We start from the raw sequence: 18,603 nt of genomic DNA on the forward strand, positions 1-18,603 counted from the left end.
TTGTCAATGGCATCACCGTGAACAAGACAATTCAAACTGTCGAGAGTGCCGCGGCCGGCAGCGCTTTCCTGATCGAGGACGTCTATCCCGCGATCGACGGCGGCCGTTTCGCCGTGAAGCGGATCGCGGGCGAGCCGGTCGAGGTCTGGGCCGACATCTACCGCGATGGCGAGGCAGTGATCTCAGCCGCGCTGATCTGGCGAGGAGAGCAGGAGCGCGAATGGCGGAGCGAGCCGATGACCCATCACGGCAATGACCGCTGGTCCGGCGCGTTCACGCCCCCCGAGCCCGGCCAATATGTCTACGCGATCGAAGCCTGGACCGACGAGTTCGCTACATGGTCGCACGCCGCCGCGCGAAAGCGGCGCACCGGGGCCGATGTCAGCCTCGATGCGATCGAGGGCGCCGGCCTTCTGACCAAGGCGCATGGCGCGCGGCAGGACGCCGCAGCTATCATCATCAGGCAGTGCGAAGATTACCTGAGGAACGGCGACATCACCTCGCTGCTCGCGACCGAGCTCGGCGAAGCCATGGCCGAGAGCCAGTCGCGGCCGGACCTGACGCGTTCGCCATTCTTCCCGCTGACCGCCGACCGCGACAAGGCGCGCTTCAGCACCTGGTATCAGATGATGCCGCGCAGCCAGAGCGCATTGCCGGGCCGGCATGGCACCCTGCGCGACTGCATCGCGCGCGTGCCTGACATCGCCGCGATGGGCTTTGACGTGCTCTACTTCACGCCGATCCACCCGATCGGCAAGACCAGCCGCAAGGGCCGCAACAATGCGCCGGTGGCCCGTGAAGGTGATCCCGGCTCGCCCTATGCGATCGGCTCGGCCGAGGGCGGCCACGATGCGCTGCATCCGGAGCTCGGCACGATCGAGGACTTCCGCGCGTTGGTCGCCACATGTCTTGAATATGGGCTCGAGCTTGCGCTGGACTTCGCGGTGCAGTGCTCGCCGGATCATCCCTGGCTGATGCAGCATCCGGAATGGTTCAAATGGCGGCCCGACCGCTCGGTGAAGACGGCGGACGGCCCCTATTCCGACATCGTTATCCCCGACTTCAATTCGGTCGATCGCGTCGGGCTGTGGAATGCGTTTCGCGACGCCATGCTGTTCTGGATCGACAAGGGTGTAACCATCTTCGCCATCGACAATCACGACACCGCGCCGCTCGCGTTCTGGGAGTGGCTGATCCGCGACATAAGCCGCCGTCATCCCGACGTGATCCTGTTCTCCAAGACCTATGCACGGCCAAAGCTGATGAAGGGCCTCGCCAAGCTCGGCTTCGCGCAGTCCTTCACCTATTTCCCCTGGCGCACGGAAAAATGGGAGCTGGAGCAATATCTCGGCGAGCTGACGCGCTATCCCGAACGCGATTTCTATCGTCCGAACATGTTCGTCAACACACCTGACCTGTTGCCCTTTCACCTGCAGAGCGGAGAGGCCTGGGCCTTCAAGTCGCGGATCGCACTGGCTGCAACGCTCTCGGGCAATTACGGCATCTACAGCGGATTCGAGCTGCTGGAGCACGACTCCATTCCCGGCCGCGAAGAATATCTGGATTCCGAGAAGTACCAGATCAGGCAGCGCGACTGGGACAGATCGGGCAACATCAAACCCTACATCGCCGCGCTCAACCGCATCCGCAACGAGAACGCGGCGCTCCAGCAGACCGCGAATTTGCGCTTTCTCGCCATCGAGGACGGCGAGACGATCGCCTTCGCCAAGGAGGCGGCCGATCCGGCCAGCATTGTCGTCGTCGTGATCGCGCTGTCGCGCCACGTGCGTGAGTGCTGGCTGCCGCTCGGCGATCTCACAGTTGACGCCGGCGGACGGCGTCACCATGTGACGACACTCGAAAACCTCCTCACCGGCGAACAGTCCCGCATCGAATGGGGCGGCATCAAGTTGCGTATCGATCCCGACCGCGATCCGGCACTTCTGTTCCGCTGCCTGGCGTAAGGGGTCACGCCATGAATGTTCTGTCTTCCGTCGATACCAAGAAGGCTGAGGCTGCCGAGGTCGTGGATGAGCTCTGGTACAAGGACGCCATCATCTACCAGCTCCACGTCAAAGCCTTCGCCGACAGCAACAATGACGGCGTCGGCGACTTCGCCGGGCTAACCGAGCGACTGCCCTATCTGCAGGAGCTCGGCGTCACCGCGCTGTGGCTGCTGCCGTTCTACCCGTCGCCCGGCCGCGACGACGGCTACGACATCGCCGATTACGGCGCTGTCAATCCCGATTTCGGGACGATGAAGGATTTCAAGCGCTTCATCCAGGAAGCGCAGAAGCGCGGCTTGCGCGTCATCACCGAGCTCGTCGTCAACCACACCTCGGACCAGCACAAATGGTTCAAGCGCGCGCGCCGCAGCCATCCGGGCTCGAGCGCGCGCAACTGGTATGTCTGGAGCGACACGGACCAGAAGTACCAGGGCACGCGGATCATCTTCACCGACACTGAGAAGTCGAACTGGACCTGGGATCCGGAGGCCGGCGCGTTCTACTGGCACCGCTTCTTCTCGCACCAGCCCGATCTCAATTTCGACAATCCGCGCGTGGTCAGCGCCATCATCCAGGTGATGAAGCGCTGGCTCGATGCCGGCGTCGATGGCTTCCGGTTAGATGCGATTCCCTATCTGTGCGAGCGCGAGGGCACCTCGAACGAAAACCTGCCCGAGACGCATGCGATCATCAAGCGCCTGCGCCAGGAGCTGGACGCGTATTCCAAGGGCAAGCTGCTGCTGGCCGAGGCCAATCAATGGCCGGAGGACGTGCAGGAATATTTCGGCCGTGGCGACGAGTGCCACATGGCCTATCACTTCCCGCTGATGCCGCGCATCTACATGGCGATCGCCCAGGAAGACCGCTTCCCGATCACCGACATCCTGCGCCAGACGCCGGATATCCCGGCGAGCTGCCAATGGGCGCTGTTCCTGCGCAATCACGACGAGCTGACGCTGGAGATGGTCACCGACGTCGAGCGCGACTATCTCTGGACCACCTACGCCAACGATCCCCGCGCGCGCATCAATGTCGGCATCCGCCGGCGCCTTGCGCCGCTGATGGACAACGACCGCCGCAAGATCGAGTTGATGAACTCGCTGCTGCTGTCGTTCCCGGGCACGCCGATCATCTATTACGGCGACGAGATCGGGATGGGCGACAACATCTATCTCGGCGACCGCAACGGCGTCCGCACGCCGATGCAGTGGAGCCCGGACCGCAACGGCGGCTTCTCGCGCTGCGACCCCGCCCGCCTCTACGCGCCGCTGATCATGGATCCCGTTTACGGCTATGAATCCGTCAACGTGGAGGCGCAGTCGCGCAGCCTGTCCTCGCTGCTCAGCGCCACCAAGCGGCTGATCTCGGTGCGGAAGTCGACGCTCGCCTTCGGCCGCGGCACCATGACCTTCATCCGCCCGGCCAACCGCGCCGTGCTCGCCTATGTCCGCCAATACCGCGACGAGGTGATCCTCTGCGTCGCCAATCTGTCGCGCGCCGCGCAGGCCACCGAGCTCGACCTGTCGCCGTGGAAGGACCGCATCCCGCAGGAGATGCTCGGCCGCACACGCTTTCCCGCGATCGGCGAATTGCCCTACATGATCACGCTGGGGCCCTACGGCTTCTACTGGTTCCAGCTGCAGGAGCGCGACAAGTCCGAGCCGGTGGTGCCGCGCGCGGTGCCGGAATTCGAGACGCTGGTCGTGCCGGTGAACTCGAACTGGGTCTCGCTCGCCCGCGAGCGCGGCGTGTTCGAGCGCGACGTGCTGCCGGGCTTCCTGTCACGGACGCGCTGGTATCCCGAGAACAATCCCAAGCACATCCGGACCACGCTGACCTCCGCGGTACCGTTCAGCGACATCGGCGACAACAGACCCTGGATCGCGTTCTTCGAGACGACGCGGGACGAGGTGACGACGCGGTACGTGATGCCCATGCAGATCGAATGGGTGCGTTTCGACCGCGAGCGCTTCAACCCGAAGGCGCTCGCCGCCGTCCGCCAGGGCGCACGCGAAGGCACGCTCCTCGACGTCGCGACCGAGCAGATCTTCATCGGTCTGTTCTTACGAGGGCTGTCGCAAAACCTGGTCGTGGACGAGAACAATCTGCGGCTCGAGTTCAAAGCGACCAGCCGTTTCGCCGACTACACCATCAAGGAGCCCGAACGCATCCGCGCCATCGAACAGTCGAACAGCACCGCGCTGGTCGACAACAAGTACGTTGCCAAGATCTATCGGCGGCTGGAGAGCGGCATCAGCCCCGAGATCGAGATCGGCTACTATCTCACCGAGGTCGCCCGCTTTGCCAACACGCCGGCACTGCTCGGCAGCGTCGAGCTGGTCGACGGCAACCAGCGCAGCGCGCTTGGCGTGCTGCATGCCTATGTCGAGAACCAGGGCGACGGCTGGACCGTGACGACCGGATATCTCGACCGCTATATCGACGAGCAGCGCGTGGCGCCCGCCGATGAGATGCCGCGCGAAACCCAGGAGCAGGCGCCCTATCTGCATTTCATCGCGCAGATCGGCCGGCGGCTCGCCGAGCTGCATGTCGCTCTCACCGCGGCAGAGCCCGCCGATCTCGCCCCGGAGCCGATCGACTCCGCCCAGATCAAGGCTGCGCTCTCCGACCTCAAGGCGCGTGCCGAGCGGATTCTCGAGCTGCTTGCCGACAGCCGCGACGGGCTGCGGGAGATGGACCGGCCCCTGATCGACCGGCTCATCGCTGCACGCGCGGACCTGTTCGACCGCCTCAATGCGCTCTTGCCATCCGAGATCGGCGGGTTGAACATCCGTCATCATGGCGACTTCCGGCTCGGGCAAACTCTGATCGTGAAGGACGATATCTTCATCATCGACTTCGACGGCGATCCGCGTGTGCCGCTGGCCAACAAGCGCCGCAAGGCGCCGGCCGCGCGCGACGTCGCCGGCCTGATCCATTCCATCGACCTTTCTGTAAACGTGGCGCTGAGCCGCGCGCTCACGGGTGCTTCCGACGAGCAGGACCGGCTCGCGGCCGCCCTCGACGAATGGCGCGAGCGCGCCACCGCGACCTTCCTGTCCGCCTACCGCGAAGCCATGACCGATCGGAGGCTGTGGCCGGACGATCGGTCCTGCGCGGAAGGCCTGTTGAGATTTTTCCTCCTGGATCGAGCGTTCCACGACGTAGAGTACGAGCTGTCCCGCCGGCCTGAGGGACTCCATGCGCCGCTGACCGGACTGCTTCGCATTCTGTCAAGTGCCGAGAGCGAAGCCAATGCCTAAACTGCCTGCAGAAGCCTACGCGATCATCGAAGGCCGCCACTCCGACCCCTTCCACTATCTCGGGCTGCATCCCGAGGGCGGAAAGAGCGTTGTCCGCGCGTTTCTGCCCGAAGCCACCAACGTCGAGGCGGTCGGCGACCACGGCGAGGTCGCGCCGCTCGATCGCGTCCACGATTCCGGCCTGTTCATCGGCGCCCTGCCCAACGGCTCGAAGCACTACCAGCTGCGCGCGAAGTTCGGCAACGACGTGGTCGAGTTCGAGGATGCCTACCGTTTTCCGCCGATCCTGACCGATTTCGACCTCTATTTGCTCGGCGAAGGCACCCATCAGCGCCTCTACGACAAGCTCGGCGCGCATCCGATGCGGCTCGAGGGCGTCGCCGGCATCGGCTTCGTGGTGCTCGCGCCGAACGCGCGGCGCGTCTCCGTGGTCGGCGACTTCAACTACTGGGACGGGCGACGCCATCCGATGCGGGTGCGCGGCAACGGCTATTGGGAATTGTTCATCCCGCATGCGAAGGCCGGCGATCACTACAAGTTCGAAATCGTCGGACCGCATGGTCATCTGCTGCCGCTGAAATCCGATCCGATGGCATTTGCCAGCGAGCTGCGGCCGAAAACGGCCTCGATCGTGTTCGACGAGGCGCGCCTGCCGCGGCCGCGCCCGGCGCCTGAAGGCATCAACGCATTGTCGGCGCCGATGTCGATCTACGAGGTGCATCTCGGCTCGTGGCGGCGCAAGGACAACAATGAATGGCTGACCTATCGCGAGCTGGCCGAGCAGCTGCCGGCCTATGCCCGCGACATGGGCTTCACCCATCTCGAATTCCTGCCGGTGAACGAGCATCCGTTCGATGGCTCCTGGGGCTATCAGCCGACCGGCCTCTATGCGCCAACCAGCCGTTTCGGCGGCCCCGAGGATTTTGCGGCGCTGATCGATGCCTGCCACCGCGAAGGCATCGGGGTGCTGCTCGACTGGGTGCCGGGCCACTTCCCCGACGATCCGCACGGGCTCGGCCATTTCGACGGCACCGCGCTCTATGAGCACGCCAACCCGCTGCAGGGCCGCCACCTCGACTGGGGCACGCTGATCTACAATTACGGCCGCACCGAAGTGACGAACTTCCTGGTGTCGAATGCGCTGTTCTGGATGGAGCGTTACGCCATCGACGGCCTGCGCGTCGATGCGGTCGCGTCCATGCTCTATCTCGACTACAGCCGGCCGCCCGACGCCTGGATCCCGAACCAATATGGCGGGCGGGAGAACATCGAGGCGATCAACTTCCTGCGCCGCTTCAACACGGAAGTGTTCGCCCGCTTCCCGCAGGCGACCACCGCCGCCGAGGAGTCCACCGCCTGGCCCCAAGTCTCGCGCCCGGTCGAGTTCGGCGGGCTCGGCTTCGGCTACAAGTGGAACATGGGCTGGATGCACGACACGCTGAACTACATCAGCAAGGATCCGATCCACCGCAAGCATCACCACGGCGAGATCCTGTTCGGCCTGCACTATGCGTTCTCGGAGAACTTCATCCTGCCGCTGTCGCATGATGAGGTCGTGCACGGCAAGCGCTCGATCCTCGGCCGCATGCCCGGCGACGAGTGGCAGCGCTTTGCCAATTTGCGCGCCTATTACAGCTTCATGTTCGGCCACCCCGGCAAGAAGCTCTTGTTCATGGGCGCCGAGATCGCGCAGAGCCGCGAATGGAATCACGACCAGTCGCTCGACTGGCATCTGCTCGAATACAAGGTCCATTCCGGCGTCCAGGCCTTGATCCGCGACCTCAACCGGCTCTATCGCGCGGTTCCGGCGCTGCACCAGATGGATTGCGAGCAGGCCGGCTTCGAATGGCTGATCACCGATGATGCCAACCGCAACGTCTTCGCCTGGCTGCGCAAGGGATTCGACGAGCACGCGCGGTGTCTCGTCATCGTCAACTTCTCGCCTAACGTCTACCAGAACTATCGCGTTCGCGTGCCCTTCGGCGGCAAGTGGAAGGAAGTTCTCAACTCCGATTCCGCCCATTACGGCGGCAGCAATGTCGGCAATGTCGGCGAGGTCCATGCCGAGGGCGGCGAGCTGCGCCTCACTATTCCGCCGCTGGCTGCGATCTTTCTCGTTCCGGAAAGCTGATCGATGCGCCTGACTGCCGGATCGCCCGCACGGCTCGGCGCAAGCTGGGACGGACGCGGTACCAATTTCGCGCTGTTCTCCGCCAACGCGCAGAAGGTCGAGCTCTGCCTGTTCGACACCCAAGGCCGCCGCGAGCTCGAGCGCATCGAGCTGCCCGAGAAGACGGAGGATGTCTGGCACGGCTATCTCAACGACGTCGCGCCGGGCCAGCTCTACGGCTTTCGCGTGCACGGCCCCTACGAGCCCGAGCACGGCCATCGCTTCAACGCCAACAAGCTGCTGCTCGACCCATACGCCAAGCGGCTTGCCGGGCGCCTGGTCTGGAGCGATGCGCATTTCGCCTACCGCACCGGAAGCCCGCGCGAGGACCTGTCCTTCGACCGGCGCGACAATGCGCGCGGCATGCCCAAGGCCGTCGTGGTCGACGAGACCTTCAACTGGGGCCGCCGCGAGATCCGGCCGAATATTCCCTGGGAAGACACGATCATCTACGAGGCCCACGTCAAGGGCCTGACGCAGAAGCGCGAGGACGTTCCGCCGAATCTGCGCGGCACCTATGGCGGCCTGTCATCGCCCGCGATGATCGAGCACCTCAAGAAGCTCGGCGTCACCACGGTCGAGCTGTTGCCGGTGCACAGCTTCGTCGACGACCGCATCCTGGTGGAAAAGAAGCTCGCCAATTACTGGGGCTACAACACGCTGTCGTTCTTTGCGCCCGAGCCACGCTACGCCCAGGACAACGCACTCGATTCCTTCCGCACCACGGTGGCGCGGCTGCACGATGCCGGCATCGAGGTGATGCTCGACGTCGTCTACAACCACACCGCCGAGGGAAATCATCTCGGTCCGACGCTGTGCTATCGCGGCATCGACAACGCCTCCTATTATTGGCTGAACCGCGAGAACCCGCGCTATTACGACGACTTCACCGGATGCGGCTCGTCGGTGAACCTCGCCCATCCCCGCGTGCTGCAGATGGTGATGGATTCCCTGCGCTACTGGGTCGAGGTCTGCCATGTCGACGGCTTCCGCTTCGACCTCGCCACCACGCTGGCGCGCGGGCCGAACGGTTTCGATCGCGGCAGCTCGTTCCTGACCGCGGTACGGCAGGACCCGGTGCTGGCGACGGTCAAGCTCGTCGCCGAGCCGTGGGACCTCGGCCTCGGCGGCTACCAGGTCGGAGCCTTTCCCTCGCAATGGTCAGAATGGAACGACCGCTATCGCAGCGCCATGCGCCGCTACTGGAGCGGTGAAGGTAGCCTGATCGGCGACATCTCCAGCCGCATGACCGCGTCCTCCGACTTGTTCAATCACGACGGACGGCGGCCGCGCGCCAGCATCAACCACATCACCGTCCACGACGGCTTCACGCTCGCCGACCTCTTCAGCTACAACGAGAAGCACAACGAGGCCAACGGCGAGGACAATCGCGACGGCTCCAACGACAATCACAGCAACAATTGCGGCGTCGAGGGCCCGACCGACGATCCTGGCATCATCAGCCTGCGCCGCCAGCTGCGCAAGAACGTGCTGGCCTGCCTGATGCTGGCCCAGGGCGTTCCGCTGATCCTCGCCGGCGACGAGGTCGGCAACTCGCAATCCGGCAACAACAACGCCTATTGCCAGGACAACGAGGTCGGCTGGGTCGGCTGGGACAATCTCGGCAAGGACGGCGACGACATGATCGACTTCGTCGCCCAGCTCGCCGACATCCGCCGCCGTTTCTCACAGTTGCGCAGCCATCGCTGGCTCGACGGCCGCCCCAAGGACGGCGTCTCCTACGGCGCATTGTGGCTGACGCCCGCCGGCAACGAGATGACGGAGAGTGACTGGACATTCCCGGATGGGCGGTTTCTCTCGTATGTGATGGGCCCGATGGAACCGGGCGGCGCTGCGATCTTTATCGTACTGAACGCCGCTCCCGAAGAGATCGCATTCAAATTGCCCAAAATGACCGAATACAAGAGCTGGCAGCAGCTGCTGAACACGACCGATGCCAAGCTGAATACGATCGACTTCCTGCCCGGGAGCGACAGCAAGGCGCCGCCACGCTCCGTGCTCGCCTTCGCAGGCGCGCTATGAGGCCATCCTTCGGGGCGAGGCCGACCAAGGACGGCGTGTCGTTCCGGCTGTGGGCGCCGGCCGCGCGCCGCGTCGATCTCCTGCTCGACCGCAGGCACGCGATGCAGCGCCGGCAGGATGGCTGGTTCGTCGCCGAGATCGCCGGCTTGTCATCTAGCAGCAAGTACAAGTTCAGGATCGACGACGACATCGACGTGCCGGATCCCGCTTCGGCCTTCCAGCCCGACGACGTGTTCGGCCCGAGCGAGGTGATCGATCACGATGCCTTCGTCTGGCGCGCGCGCGATTGGCGCGGCCGTCCCTGGGAAGAGACGGTGCTGATCGAAACCCATGTCGGCACCTTCACGTCCGAAGGCAGCTATCGCGCCATGATCGACAAGCTCGATCACCTCGCCGCGACCGGCATCAATGCGCTGGAATTGATGCCGCTCGCCGATTTCGCAGGCCGCCGCGGCTGGGGCTATGACGGCGTGCTGTGGTACGCGCCGGACAGCGCCTATGGCCGGCCCGAAGACCTGAAGACGCTGATCGACGAGGCGCATCTGCGCGGGCTGATGGTGTTCCTCGACGTCGTCTACAATCATTTCGGCCCGGAAGGAAACTATCTCGGCCGTTACGCGCCGACCTTCTTCACCGATGCGCACACGCCGTGGGGCAGCGCGATCGATTATCGCGTGCCGCAGGTGCGAGCCTTCGCCGTGGAGAACGCGCTGTCCTGGCTCGGTGACTACCGCTTCGACGGCCTCAGGCTCGACGCCGCCAACCACATCATGGCTGTCCCGGGCGAGCAGTCCATGCTGCAGGACCTCAGCGTTGCCACCGGCGAGCTCGCCAAGGCCACGGGACGTCACATCCATCTCGTGCTGGAGAACGGCGACAACCGCGCCAGCCTGCTCGATGCCGCGCAGGATCCGCCGAACGGCAAATATCGCGGGCAGTGGAACGATGACTATCATCACGTCTGGCACGTGATGCTGACCGGCGAGCATGCCGGCTACTATGGCGATTACCAGACGCCGCGCATGGATCTGGCACGCGCGCTCGCCTCCGGCTTCGTCTATCAGGGCGAGATCTCGGAATTCTGGGGCAAGAAGCCGCGCGGCGAGCCGAGCGGACAGCTGCCGCCGGCGACCTTCGTCAATTTCCTGCAGAACCACGACCAGATCGGCAATCGCCCGCTGGGCGAGCGGCTGGAAAGCCTGGCATCGCCACAGCAGATCGAGGCCGCGCTCGCGGTCACCCTGCTCGCGCCGATGGTGCCGATGCTGTTTCAGGGCGAGGAATGGGGCTCGACGGTCCCCTTCCCGTTCTTCTGCGATTTCCAGGGCGGCCTCGCCGATGCCGTGCGCAAGGGACGCAAGCGCGAATATGCCTGGGCTTACGAGAAATACGGCGACGAGGTGCCCGACCCGCTCGATCCGGCAACGCTGCAATCGGCCGTGCTCGACTGGACCGGCCGCACGCCGCAACAGGAAGCGCGGCTCGCGCTGGTGCGGGAGTTGCTCGGCGTCCGTCGCAAGCAGATCGTGCCGCGGCTGAAGGGCGCAAGCTTCGGTGATGCCGAGGCGGCCGACAACGGCCTCGTCACCGCACATTGGCGCATGGGCGACGGCACCACGTTGCGTCTTGTCGCCAACCTGTCGGATCATGAGATCACCTCCAGCGTCAGCGCGGGCACGCCGATCTGGGGCGGCGGCGCCGGCGAGCGGCTCACGCCCTGGTCGGTGGTTTGGCGCCTCGGAGGTTAGAATGCCTCCCGCCATTCCGCTCGCGACCTACCGGCTCCAGCTCACCGCGGATTTCGATTTCGACGAGGCCGCCGCGGTCGTTCCTTATCTTAAGGCGCTGGGCATCACGCATCTCTACGCCTCGCCGGTGATGAAGGCCCGCAAAGGCTCGACCCATGGCTACGACACGGTCGATCACGGCCAGTTCAATCCCGAGCTCGGCGGCGAAGCCGGCTTTACGCGGCTGAGCCGGGCGCTTCAGCAGCACGATCTCGGGCTCATCATCGATTTCGTCCCCAACCATGTCGGCGTGCATTTTGCCGACAATCCGTGGTGGCTCGACGTGCTGGAATGGGGCCAGGCCTCGCCGCACGCGGCGTCCTTCGACATCGACTGGGACCAGCTGGCCTACCGCGCCCGCGGCGGCGTGCTGCTGCCGATCCTCGGCGCGTCCTACGGCGAGGCGCTGGAGCGCGGCGATATCGAGCTGCGCTACGCCCCGGACGAAGGGACTTTTTCCGCCTGGTATTTCGAGCACCGCTTACCGATCGCGCCGGAGCGCTATGGCGAGATGCTGCGGATTGTCGTCAAGGAGGCGGACGCGGCGGAAACGGAGCCCGGCAAGCGCCTGCTGTCGCTCGCGACCCGCACCACAGGGCTGCGGCGCCCCAATCGCAAGGAAGCTCCCGGCTTCAAGTCCGAGCTCAAGGAGATCGCAGGCGCCGCCGACATCATCAAGCGCGGCCTTGCCGCCTATCGCGCCGGTAAGGACCGCCCGGCACAGACGTTGACGCTGCATCATCTCCTCGAGCGCCAACACTACAAGCTCGGGCACTGGCGGCTTGCTTCGAGCGACATCAACTATCGCCGCTTCTTCGACGTCAACGGCCTCGCTGGCCTGCGCGTCGAGGACGCGAGCACGTTTGCCGCCACGCACCGGCTGGTGAAGCAGCTCATCGCCGACGGCAAATTGCAGGGAATCCGGCTCGATCACATCGACGGCCTGCGTGACCCGGCCCAATATTGCCAGCGATTGCGCCGCTTGGTGCGCGACGCGCAGGGCAACGCAAAGCCCTTCTACACCGTGATCGAGAAGATCCTGTGCGAGCACGAACGCCTGCCGCATTTCGCCGGCGTCCAGGGCACCACCGGCTACGAGTGGATGAATGTCATCACCCATGTGCTGGTCGATCCCAGGGGGCTGGAGGCGCTGGACGAGACCTGGCGGCAGATCAGCAACCGGTCGCCGCGGCTTGTGCCTTACGTCAAGGACGCCAAGCGGCGCGTGTTGGAGACGCTGCTCACCAGCGAATTCACCGTGCTGACGCGCCTGCTTGCGCGCATCGCCAACGGCCATTATTCGACGCGCGACTTCTCGGCCGACAGCCTGCGGCAGGCGCTCGAACTCTATGTGTTGCATTTCCCGGTCTATCGCACCTACCTGACGCATAGTGGCCCGACCGCAGCGGACCGCAAGCTGATCGACGACACCATTGCGCGCGCCCGCCGCGACTGGTTCGCCGCCGACGAAGGCATTTTCGACTTCCTGCGCGATGCCTTGACCATGGACCTGCTCAAGCCGGGCCGTCCGCCGCACAGCGCCCCGCGCGTGCGCCGCTTCGCGCTGAAGGTGCAGCAATTCACCGGCCCGATGATGGCAAAGTCGCTGGAGGACACCGCGTTCTATCAATTCCACCGGCTGCTGGCGCTGAACGAGGTCGGCGGCGACCCCGCCAGCACCGGCCTCAGCATTCCCGCCTTCCACCAGGCCATGCTGGCCCGCGCCAGGGAATGGCCGCAAGGCATGACCGCAACCGCCACCCACGACACCAAGCGTGGTGAGGATGCGCGCACGCGCATCGCATCGCTCAGCGAGATTCCCGGTGAATGGACCAGCGCAGTGGCGCGCTGGAAGGTGCTGAACGCGCCGCACCTCACGCTGCACGGCAATTTCCGCGCGCCGTCGGCAACGTTCGAATACATGCTCTATCAGACCCTGCTCGGTGTCTGGCCGGTTCAAGCGCCGGCCGATGCTGGCTTCATCGAGCGCATCCAGGCCTATGCCCTCAAGGCCGCGCGCGAGGGCAAGGAGGAGACGAGCTGGCTCAACCCGCATGAAGCGTATGAGAACGGGATCCGCGATTTCATCGCGAAGATCCTCGACCCCGACCAGTCCGCGGAATTCCTTCAGGCCTTGCAGACGCTGGCGCGCCGCGTCGCGCTGCTCGGCACGCTGAACTCGCTGAGCCAGCTCACGCTCAAGGCGACGCTGCCGGGCGTGCCGGACTTCTATCAAGGCACCGAATTCTGGGACCTGTCGCTGGTCGATCCCGACAACCGCCGCCCGGTCGACTTCGCCGCACGCCACGCGGCGCTGACATCACTGGAAGCGCCGGACTGGAGCGGCCTGATCAAGAGCTGGCCGGACGGCAAGCTCAAGCTGGCCTGGACGCGGCATCTACTCAAGCTGCGCAACGAGCTGGCCGACGTCTTCGCGCAGGGCGACTACCAGCCGCTTGAGGTACGGGGCGCCCATGCCGACCATGTCATCGCCTTCGCGCGTCGTCATGGCCGCGCCGCCGCGATCGTCGTCGTCGGCCGTCATTTCACGCCGTTCACCCAAGCCGGCCGGGAATGGCCCGCACCCGAAGCTATCGACGCCACCATCGACATCACGGGCTATGCCGTGCCCGGCCTTGCCGGCAACGACTTGCCGCTCGCGCAGGCCTTCCGTGACTGTCCTGCCTTGGTCGTCGCGGCCCGAACGGCGAATGCTGTCAGGGCGCCGCGGCAACGCGTGCGCGCCTGAAGTTACTTCTCCCCGTCCTTGGTCAGCAGCAATTGGCCGCGCTTCCTGATCGTGGCCTGCGCCATCTCGGCGAAGCGCTGCAGCAGCCAGGGCAGCACCACCTCGACCCGGACCTGATCGTCGCCGACATCGACCTGCCCCGTCGCGACCTGGCCGAGCGCGCGGATGCGGAAGGCCATAGTGTCGCCGCTCCAGCGTTCCTCCTCGACCTGCATCACCGGAATGCTCGCCGCGGCGCGGCCGAGCCCCGTCCTGAGCCGGCGCACCGCCTCCTCACGGCCGAGACGATGCGGAATCGAGACGACGAGCGGTGCTGACATGGTCCTGCCTCTTCTGACTGACGTCACATAATCATGCCGGGTCGACCAGCAAAGGTTCCATGCAAGTTGATCCCCCGGCCGTGTTTCAAGGCCGGAACTTTACAACCTACGGCAAGTTGCTCCCGCACAACGGGACAGGTTTGCAATGACCCTTCTTACGAAGGGCTGGAGGAGATTCGCATGTCAATCGGCACGATCATTTTGATCATTCTGATCATCGCCCTGCTCGGCGGCTTCAGCGGCATCGGCGGCGGGCCGTTCTATGGCACCGGCTATTATGGCGGCGGCGGCCTCGGGCTTGTCATCGTCATTCTGCTGATCCTGATCCTGATGGGAAGGATCTAGATGCAGACTTCGTAGGATGGGCAAAGGCGCAACGCGCCGTGCCCACCTCTTCGTTCGAACGAAAGAAGGTGGTGGGCACGCTTCGCTTTGCCCACCCTACGAGACCTGCCTTCGGCGCAACAGCGACAGACCTACTTCACCTTCCCCGCCAGCTTCTTGATCGCGGCCTTGATTGACACGGCTGCATCCTCATACCCCTCCCACGCCTTCGATCGCGCCAGCAGGGCCGGCACGGTGCGCAGCGTATAGCGCTTCGGATCGAGATCGCTCTTCACCTGCGCCCAGGTGACCGGCATCGACACGGTCGCGCCGGCGCGCGCGCGCGGCGACAACGGGGCCACCGCCGTCGACATGCGGTCGTTGCGCAGATAATCCAGGAAGATCTTTCCCCTGCGCAGCTTCTTCGACATGTTGAGCAGATAGCGTTCGGGATCGTCGTCCGCCATCCACTGGCAGACGCCTTGCGCAAACGCCTTGGCTTCCTTCCAGCTCACCTTGTCGCGCGCGCCATGGAGCAGCGGCACCACGACGTGAAGGCCCTTGCCGCCGGTGGTCTTGCAGAAGCTGTCCATGCCGATATCGGCGAGCCGCTGCCGCATCTCCTTGGCCGCCTCGACCACGTCGGGAAAGTCCACGTCAGGCGCGGGATCGAGATCGAACACCAGGCGGCCCGGGGTATCATAGGCATAGGGCGCGCAGTTCCAGGGATGCAGCTCGACGCCGCCGATCTGCGCCACCGCGGCGAGCCCTTCGATCCGGTCGATCTGAAGATACGGCTTGCGGTCACCGGAGACCCGCGCGAGCTCAAGAAGGTTCGACGTTCCCTGCATCGCATGGCGCTGGAAGAAGCATTCGCCCTTGATTCCGTCGGGCGCGCGGATCAGCGAACAGGGCCGGCCCTTGAGATGCACGATCATCCATTCGCCGACGGCTTCGAGGTAGCGGGCAAGATCCAGCTTGGTGACGGCACCACCATCGCCGTCATCCGGCCAGAGCTCCTTGTCCGGCTTGGAGATGACGACACCCATGACCTCGGCATTTTGAGCGGCCTGCTTCGAGCGCCCGCCCGCCTTGGTGCGCGCCGCCTTCCTGGCCCGGGGCTCGGCGAGCTCGGTGTGGACGGGCGTCTCGGCCTCGACCTCCTCCGCCGCCTTGTCCTGCCGCAAGCCCTTGAAGGCCGCCTGGCGAATATTGCCGTCGGCCGTGAAGCCCGCGAACTCGATTTCGGCGACGAGCTCGGGCTTCAGCCAATGCACGTCCCGCGTCTTCTTCGGCGCGTTCTTGCCGCCGAACGGGCTTTCCTTGCTCTCAATCGCCTTCAGCGCCGGCATGATGCGCTTGACTTTATCAGCGCCAAAGCCGGTACCGACCATGCCGACGAACGCGAGATGATCGCCGCGCTGCACGCCTGCCATCAGCGAGCGGAATTTGCCGTTGGTGGTCTTGTAACCGCCGATCACCACTTCGTGGCCGGCGCGACATTTCGATTTGACCCAGCTCTCGGTGCGCCCCGAACGATACGGCGCATTCAGCTTCTTCGACACGACGCCTTCGAGCTCGAGCTTGCAGGCCGATTGCAGCACGGCATCGCCGCCGCTCTCGAAATGCTCGACATAGCGGATCTGAGTCGATTTGCGCTTGCGCGCTTCCAGCAGCTTCTTGAGCTGCGCCTTGCGCTCCCCAAGCGGCAGCCGACGGTAGTCCTGCCCTTCCGCGAAAAGCAGATCGAAGGCGAAGAAGATCAGGTCATCGGTCTTGCCGTCGGACAGCGCAGCTTGCAGCGAGGAGAAGTTCGGCGCACCGTTATGGTCGAGCGCGACGATCTCGCCGTCGATCATCACCTCCGGCAGCGCGGCGGCTTCCTCGGCGATGGAGGCGAACTTGCTGGTCCAGTCGAGTCCCTTGCGCGTCTTCAGCGTCGCCTCGCCGTCCTCGACCCGGAGCTGGACGCGATAGCCGTCGAATTTGATCTCGTGGCACCAGCCCTCGTCTCCGGGCGGCCGCTCGACCAGCGTGCAGAGCTGCGGCGCAACGAAATCCGGCATCTCAGACACCGTCTTAGCCCTCGTCGCGGTCGCGGCAGTTTTCTTCGCCGCTTTGCCGCCCTTCAACGCGGTGCGCGGCGACGGCTTCACCGTCCGCCCTTTCGTCTCTTCCGCGCGGTTGGACTGCCAGACCGCGTCGGCCTTGCCCTTGGTCCCCTTCGCCAGCATGAACGGCTTCGGCGCGCGGCCCTTTCCCTCCGCGATCTGTTCCATCGCCCGGCCCGAGGCGACGGACTTGTCCTGCTCGAGAATATCGTTGTCCGCGCCTTCGCGGACATACTCGTCACGATGCTTGATCAAGAGCCAGTTGGTCCGCTTCTCGCCGCCGCGGTTGCGCATCCGCACCAAGACCCAGCTTCCCTGCAGCTTGTCGCCATGGAGCGTGAACTTCAGGTCGCCTTTCTTGAAGCCGGCTTCCGGATCGTCCGATTCCCAGGTGCCGCGGTCCCACAACATCACGGTGCCGCCGCCGTACTGGCCTTCCGGAATCGTGCCTTCGAAATCGCCGTAATCGAGCGGATGGTCCTCGACTTCGACGGCCAGCCGCTTGTCGTGGGGATCAAGCGAAGGCCCCTTCGTCACCGCCCAGGACTTGAACACGCCGTCGAATTCGAGCCGGAGGTCGTAGTGCAGCCGGGTCGCATCATGCTTCTGGATGACGAAGCGCCGCTGTTTCGATGGCGCCACGGCGGTCTTGCCCGAAGGCTCCGGCGTCTTCTCGAAGTCCCGCTTCTGTCGGTAGGTGGAGAGTTTCTGCAGCACGTCCGGTCCCGCTTCTCGTTCGGCACTTGAAGCCTATCACGGCGAAAGTCCCGCCCGGAACCAAAACCCGATGGGACGGTTGGGGTTCCAAAACGCCTTGAAAACGCTGGAGAATGGAATGGCCCCGCGCGCCTACTGGAAGGGAACGTTGAAGCTGTCGCTGGTCAGTTGCCCGGTCGTGCTCTATCCGGCGACCACCGCGGCCGAGAAGACGCGGTTTCACCTGATCAACCGCGAGACCGGGAACCGGCTCAAGCAGCAGATGATCGATTCCGAGACCGGCGACGTCGTGGAGAGCGACCAGAAGGGCCGCGGCTACGAAGTGCGCAAGGGCAAATACGTCGAGATCGAACCGGAGGAGCTCGAGGCAGTCCAGATCGAGAGCAATCACACCATCGACATCGAGAGCTTCGTGCCGCGCGAGGAGATCGACCAGCGCTTCCTCAACCACCCCTACTACATCGCCCCCGACGGCAAGGCCGCGGTCGACGCCTTCGCGGTGATCCGCGACGCCATGAAGGACCAGGAGCGCGTGGCGCTCGCTAAGATCGTTCTGACCAATCGCGAGCACGTCATGGCGATCGAGCCGCGCGGCAAGGGCCTGCTCGGCACCACGCTGCGCTTCCCTTACGAGCTGCGCGAGGAGGACCAGTTCTTCGACGACATCAAGAGCCCGAAGATCACCAAGGACATGGTCGAGCTCGCCGGCCACATCCTGCAGACCAAGGCGGCGCATTTCGATCCCAGCAAGTTCAAGGACGAATACGAGGACGCATTGAAGGCCCTGGTGAAGCGCAAGGCCAGCGGCAAGAAGATCGAGCTGCCCGAGCCCGAGGAACGGCCGAGCAACGTCGTCAGCCTGATGGACGCACTGAAGCAGAGCCTGAAGGGACGCGGCGGGAAGAAGTCGGCGGCGAAGTCGCACGCGCGGCGCGCGACCGGACGGCACCGCAGCGCGAAGAAGGCGCACCGGTCGACGGCAAGGCACAGGAAGGCGGGTTAGTTCGGGGCGATGCGAAGCATCGAGCCCGGAATCCATCGTGCCAAGCGCGACGGGCAGAGAAATGGATTCCGGGCCCGCGCCAACGGGCGCGTCCCGGAATGACAGCCGGG

Annotated in this window: 10 protein-coding genes; 8 read left to right on the plus strand and 2 right to left on the minus strand. The window is 64.8% G+C overall.

The annotated features are described in order from the left end of the window. Positions 1 to 17: 17 nt before the first annotated feature. From I6F31_RS03340 to treY, 6 genes are read left to right on the plus strand one after another with little or no spacing between them, the layout of a single operon-like run. A complete protein-coding gene (locus tag I6F31_RS03340) occupies positions 18 to 1,964 on the plus strand; it encodes a maltotransferase domain-containing protein (protein WP_225184683.1) in 1,947 nt (648 codons plus the stop codon). A gap of 11 nt (positions 1,965 to 1,975) precedes the next feature. Then, entirely contained in the window at positions 1,976 to 5,269 is a 3,294-nt protein-coding gene (gene treS, locus I6F31_RS03345) for a maltose alpha-D-glucosyltransferase (RefSeq protein ID WP_225184684.1), read from the plus strand. Beyond that, positions 5,262 to 7,400, plus strand: coding sequence for a 1,4-alpha-glucan branching protein GlgB (glgB, locus tag I6F31_RS03350; RefSeq protein WP_225184685.1), 2,139 nt, complete (start codon positions 5,262 to 5,264; stop codon positions 7,398 to 7,400). The genes treS and glgB overlap by 8 nt, the downstream gene beginning before the upstream one ends. 3 nt (positions 7,401 to 7,403) lie before the next feature. After that, positions 7,404 to 9,482, plus strand: coding sequence for a glycogen debranching protein GlgX (gene glgX / locus I6F31_RS03355; protein ID WP_036027307.1), 2,079 nt, complete (start codon positions 7,404 to 7,406; stop codon positions 9,480 to 9,482). Further along, positions 9,479 to 11,230: a malto-oligosyltrehalose trehalohydrolase gene (gene treZ / locus I6F31_RS03360; RefSeq protein ID WP_225184686.1), complete on the plus strand. Its 1,752-nt coding sequence runs from the start codon at positions 9,479 to 9,481 to the stop codon at positions 11,228 to 11,230. Before glgX ends, treZ begins: the two co-directional genes overlap by 4 nt. A 1-nt stretch (position 11,231) precedes the next feature. After that, complete coding sequence (gene treY, locus I6F31_RS03365; RefSeq protein ID WP_225184687.1) at positions 11,232 to 14,018, plus strand: malto-oligosyltrehalose synthase; 2,787 nt, start codon at positions 11,232 to 11,234, stop codon at positions 14,016 to 14,018. A gap of 2 nt (positions 14,019 to 14,020) precedes the next feature. On the opposite strand, the gene I6F31_RS03370 is transcribed toward treY, so the two are convergent. Next, positions 14,021 to 14,338 (minus strand): polyhydroxyalkanoic acid system family protein, encoded by a 318-nt coding sequence (locus I6F31_RS03370; RefSeq protein WP_225184688.1) that lies wholly within the window; start codon positions 14,336 to 14,338, stop codon positions 14,021 to 14,023. A 180-nt stretch (positions 14,339 to 14,518) separates the two neighbouring features. On the opposite strand from I6F31_RS03370, the gene I6F31_RS03375 reads away from it, so the two are divergent. Beyond that, entirely contained in the window at positions 14,519 to 14,683 is a 165-nt protein-coding gene (locus I6F31_RS03375; RefSeq protein WP_009798696.1) for a DUF3309 family protein, read from the plus strand. 131 nt (positions 14,684 to 14,814) lie between these two features. On the opposite strand, the gene ligD is transcribed toward I6F31_RS03375, so the two are convergent. Further along, on the minus strand, positions 14,815 to 17,490 hold the full coding sequence (gene ligD, locus I6F31_RS03380; RefSeq protein WP_225184689.1) for a DNA ligase D: 2,676 nt from the start codon (positions 17,488 to 17,490) through the stop codon (positions 14,815 to 14,817). A 118-nt stretch (positions 17,491 to 17,608) separates the two neighbouring features. On the opposite strand from ligD, the gene I6F31_RS03385 reads away from it, so the two are divergent. Then, positions 17,609 to 18,493 (plus strand): Ku protein, encoded by an 885-nt coding sequence (locus tag I6F31_RS03385; RefSeq protein WP_036027319.1) that lies wholly within the window; start codon positions 17,609 to 17,611, stop codon positions 18,491 to 18,493. Positions 18,494 to 18,603 lie beyond the last annotated feature (110 nt).

The organism is Bradyrhizobium sp. NBAIM01 (genome assembly GCF_020194115.1).
GTDB classification, from domain to species: Bacteria; Pseudomonadota; Alphaproteobacteria; order Rhizobiales; family Xanthobacteraceae; genus Bradyrhizobium; species Bradyrhizobium yuanmingense.

What these genes read in the sequence shown, in the direction of transcription:
- treS (WP_225184684.1), top strand. Translation starts at nt 1,976, where the DNA reads ATGAATGTTCTGTCTTCCGTCGATACCAAGAAGGCTGAGGCTGCCGAG.
- glgB (WP_225184685.1), top strand. Translation starts at nt 5,262, where the DNA reads ATGCCTAAACTGCCTGCAGAAGCCTACGCGATCATCGAAGGCCGCCAC.
- glgX (WP_036027307.1), top strand. Translation starts at nt 7,404, where the DNA reads ATGCGCCTGACTGCCGGATCGCCCGCACGGCTCGGCGCAAGCTGGGAC.
- treZ (WP_225184686.1), top strand. Translation starts at nt 9,479, where the DNA reads ATGAGGCCATCCTTCGGGGCGAGGCCGACCAAGGACGGCGTGTCGTTC.
- treY (WP_225184687.1), top strand. Translation starts at nt 11,232, where the DNA reads ATGCCTCCCGCCATTCCGCTCGCGACCTACCGGCTCCAGCTCACCGCG.
- I6F31_RS03370 (WP_225184688.1), bottom strand. Translation starts at nt 14,338, where the DNA reads ATGTCAGCACCGCTCGTCGTCTCGATTCCGCATCGTCTCGGCCGTGAG.
- I6F31_RS03375 (WP_009798696.1), top strand. Translation starts at nt 14,519, where the DNA reads ATGTCAATCGGCACGATCATTTTGATCATTCTGATCATCGCCCTGCTC.
- I6F31_RS03385 (WP_036027319.1), top strand. Translation starts at nt 17,609, where the DNA reads ATGGCCCCGCGCGCCTACTGGAAGGGAACGTTGAAGCTGTCGCTGGTC.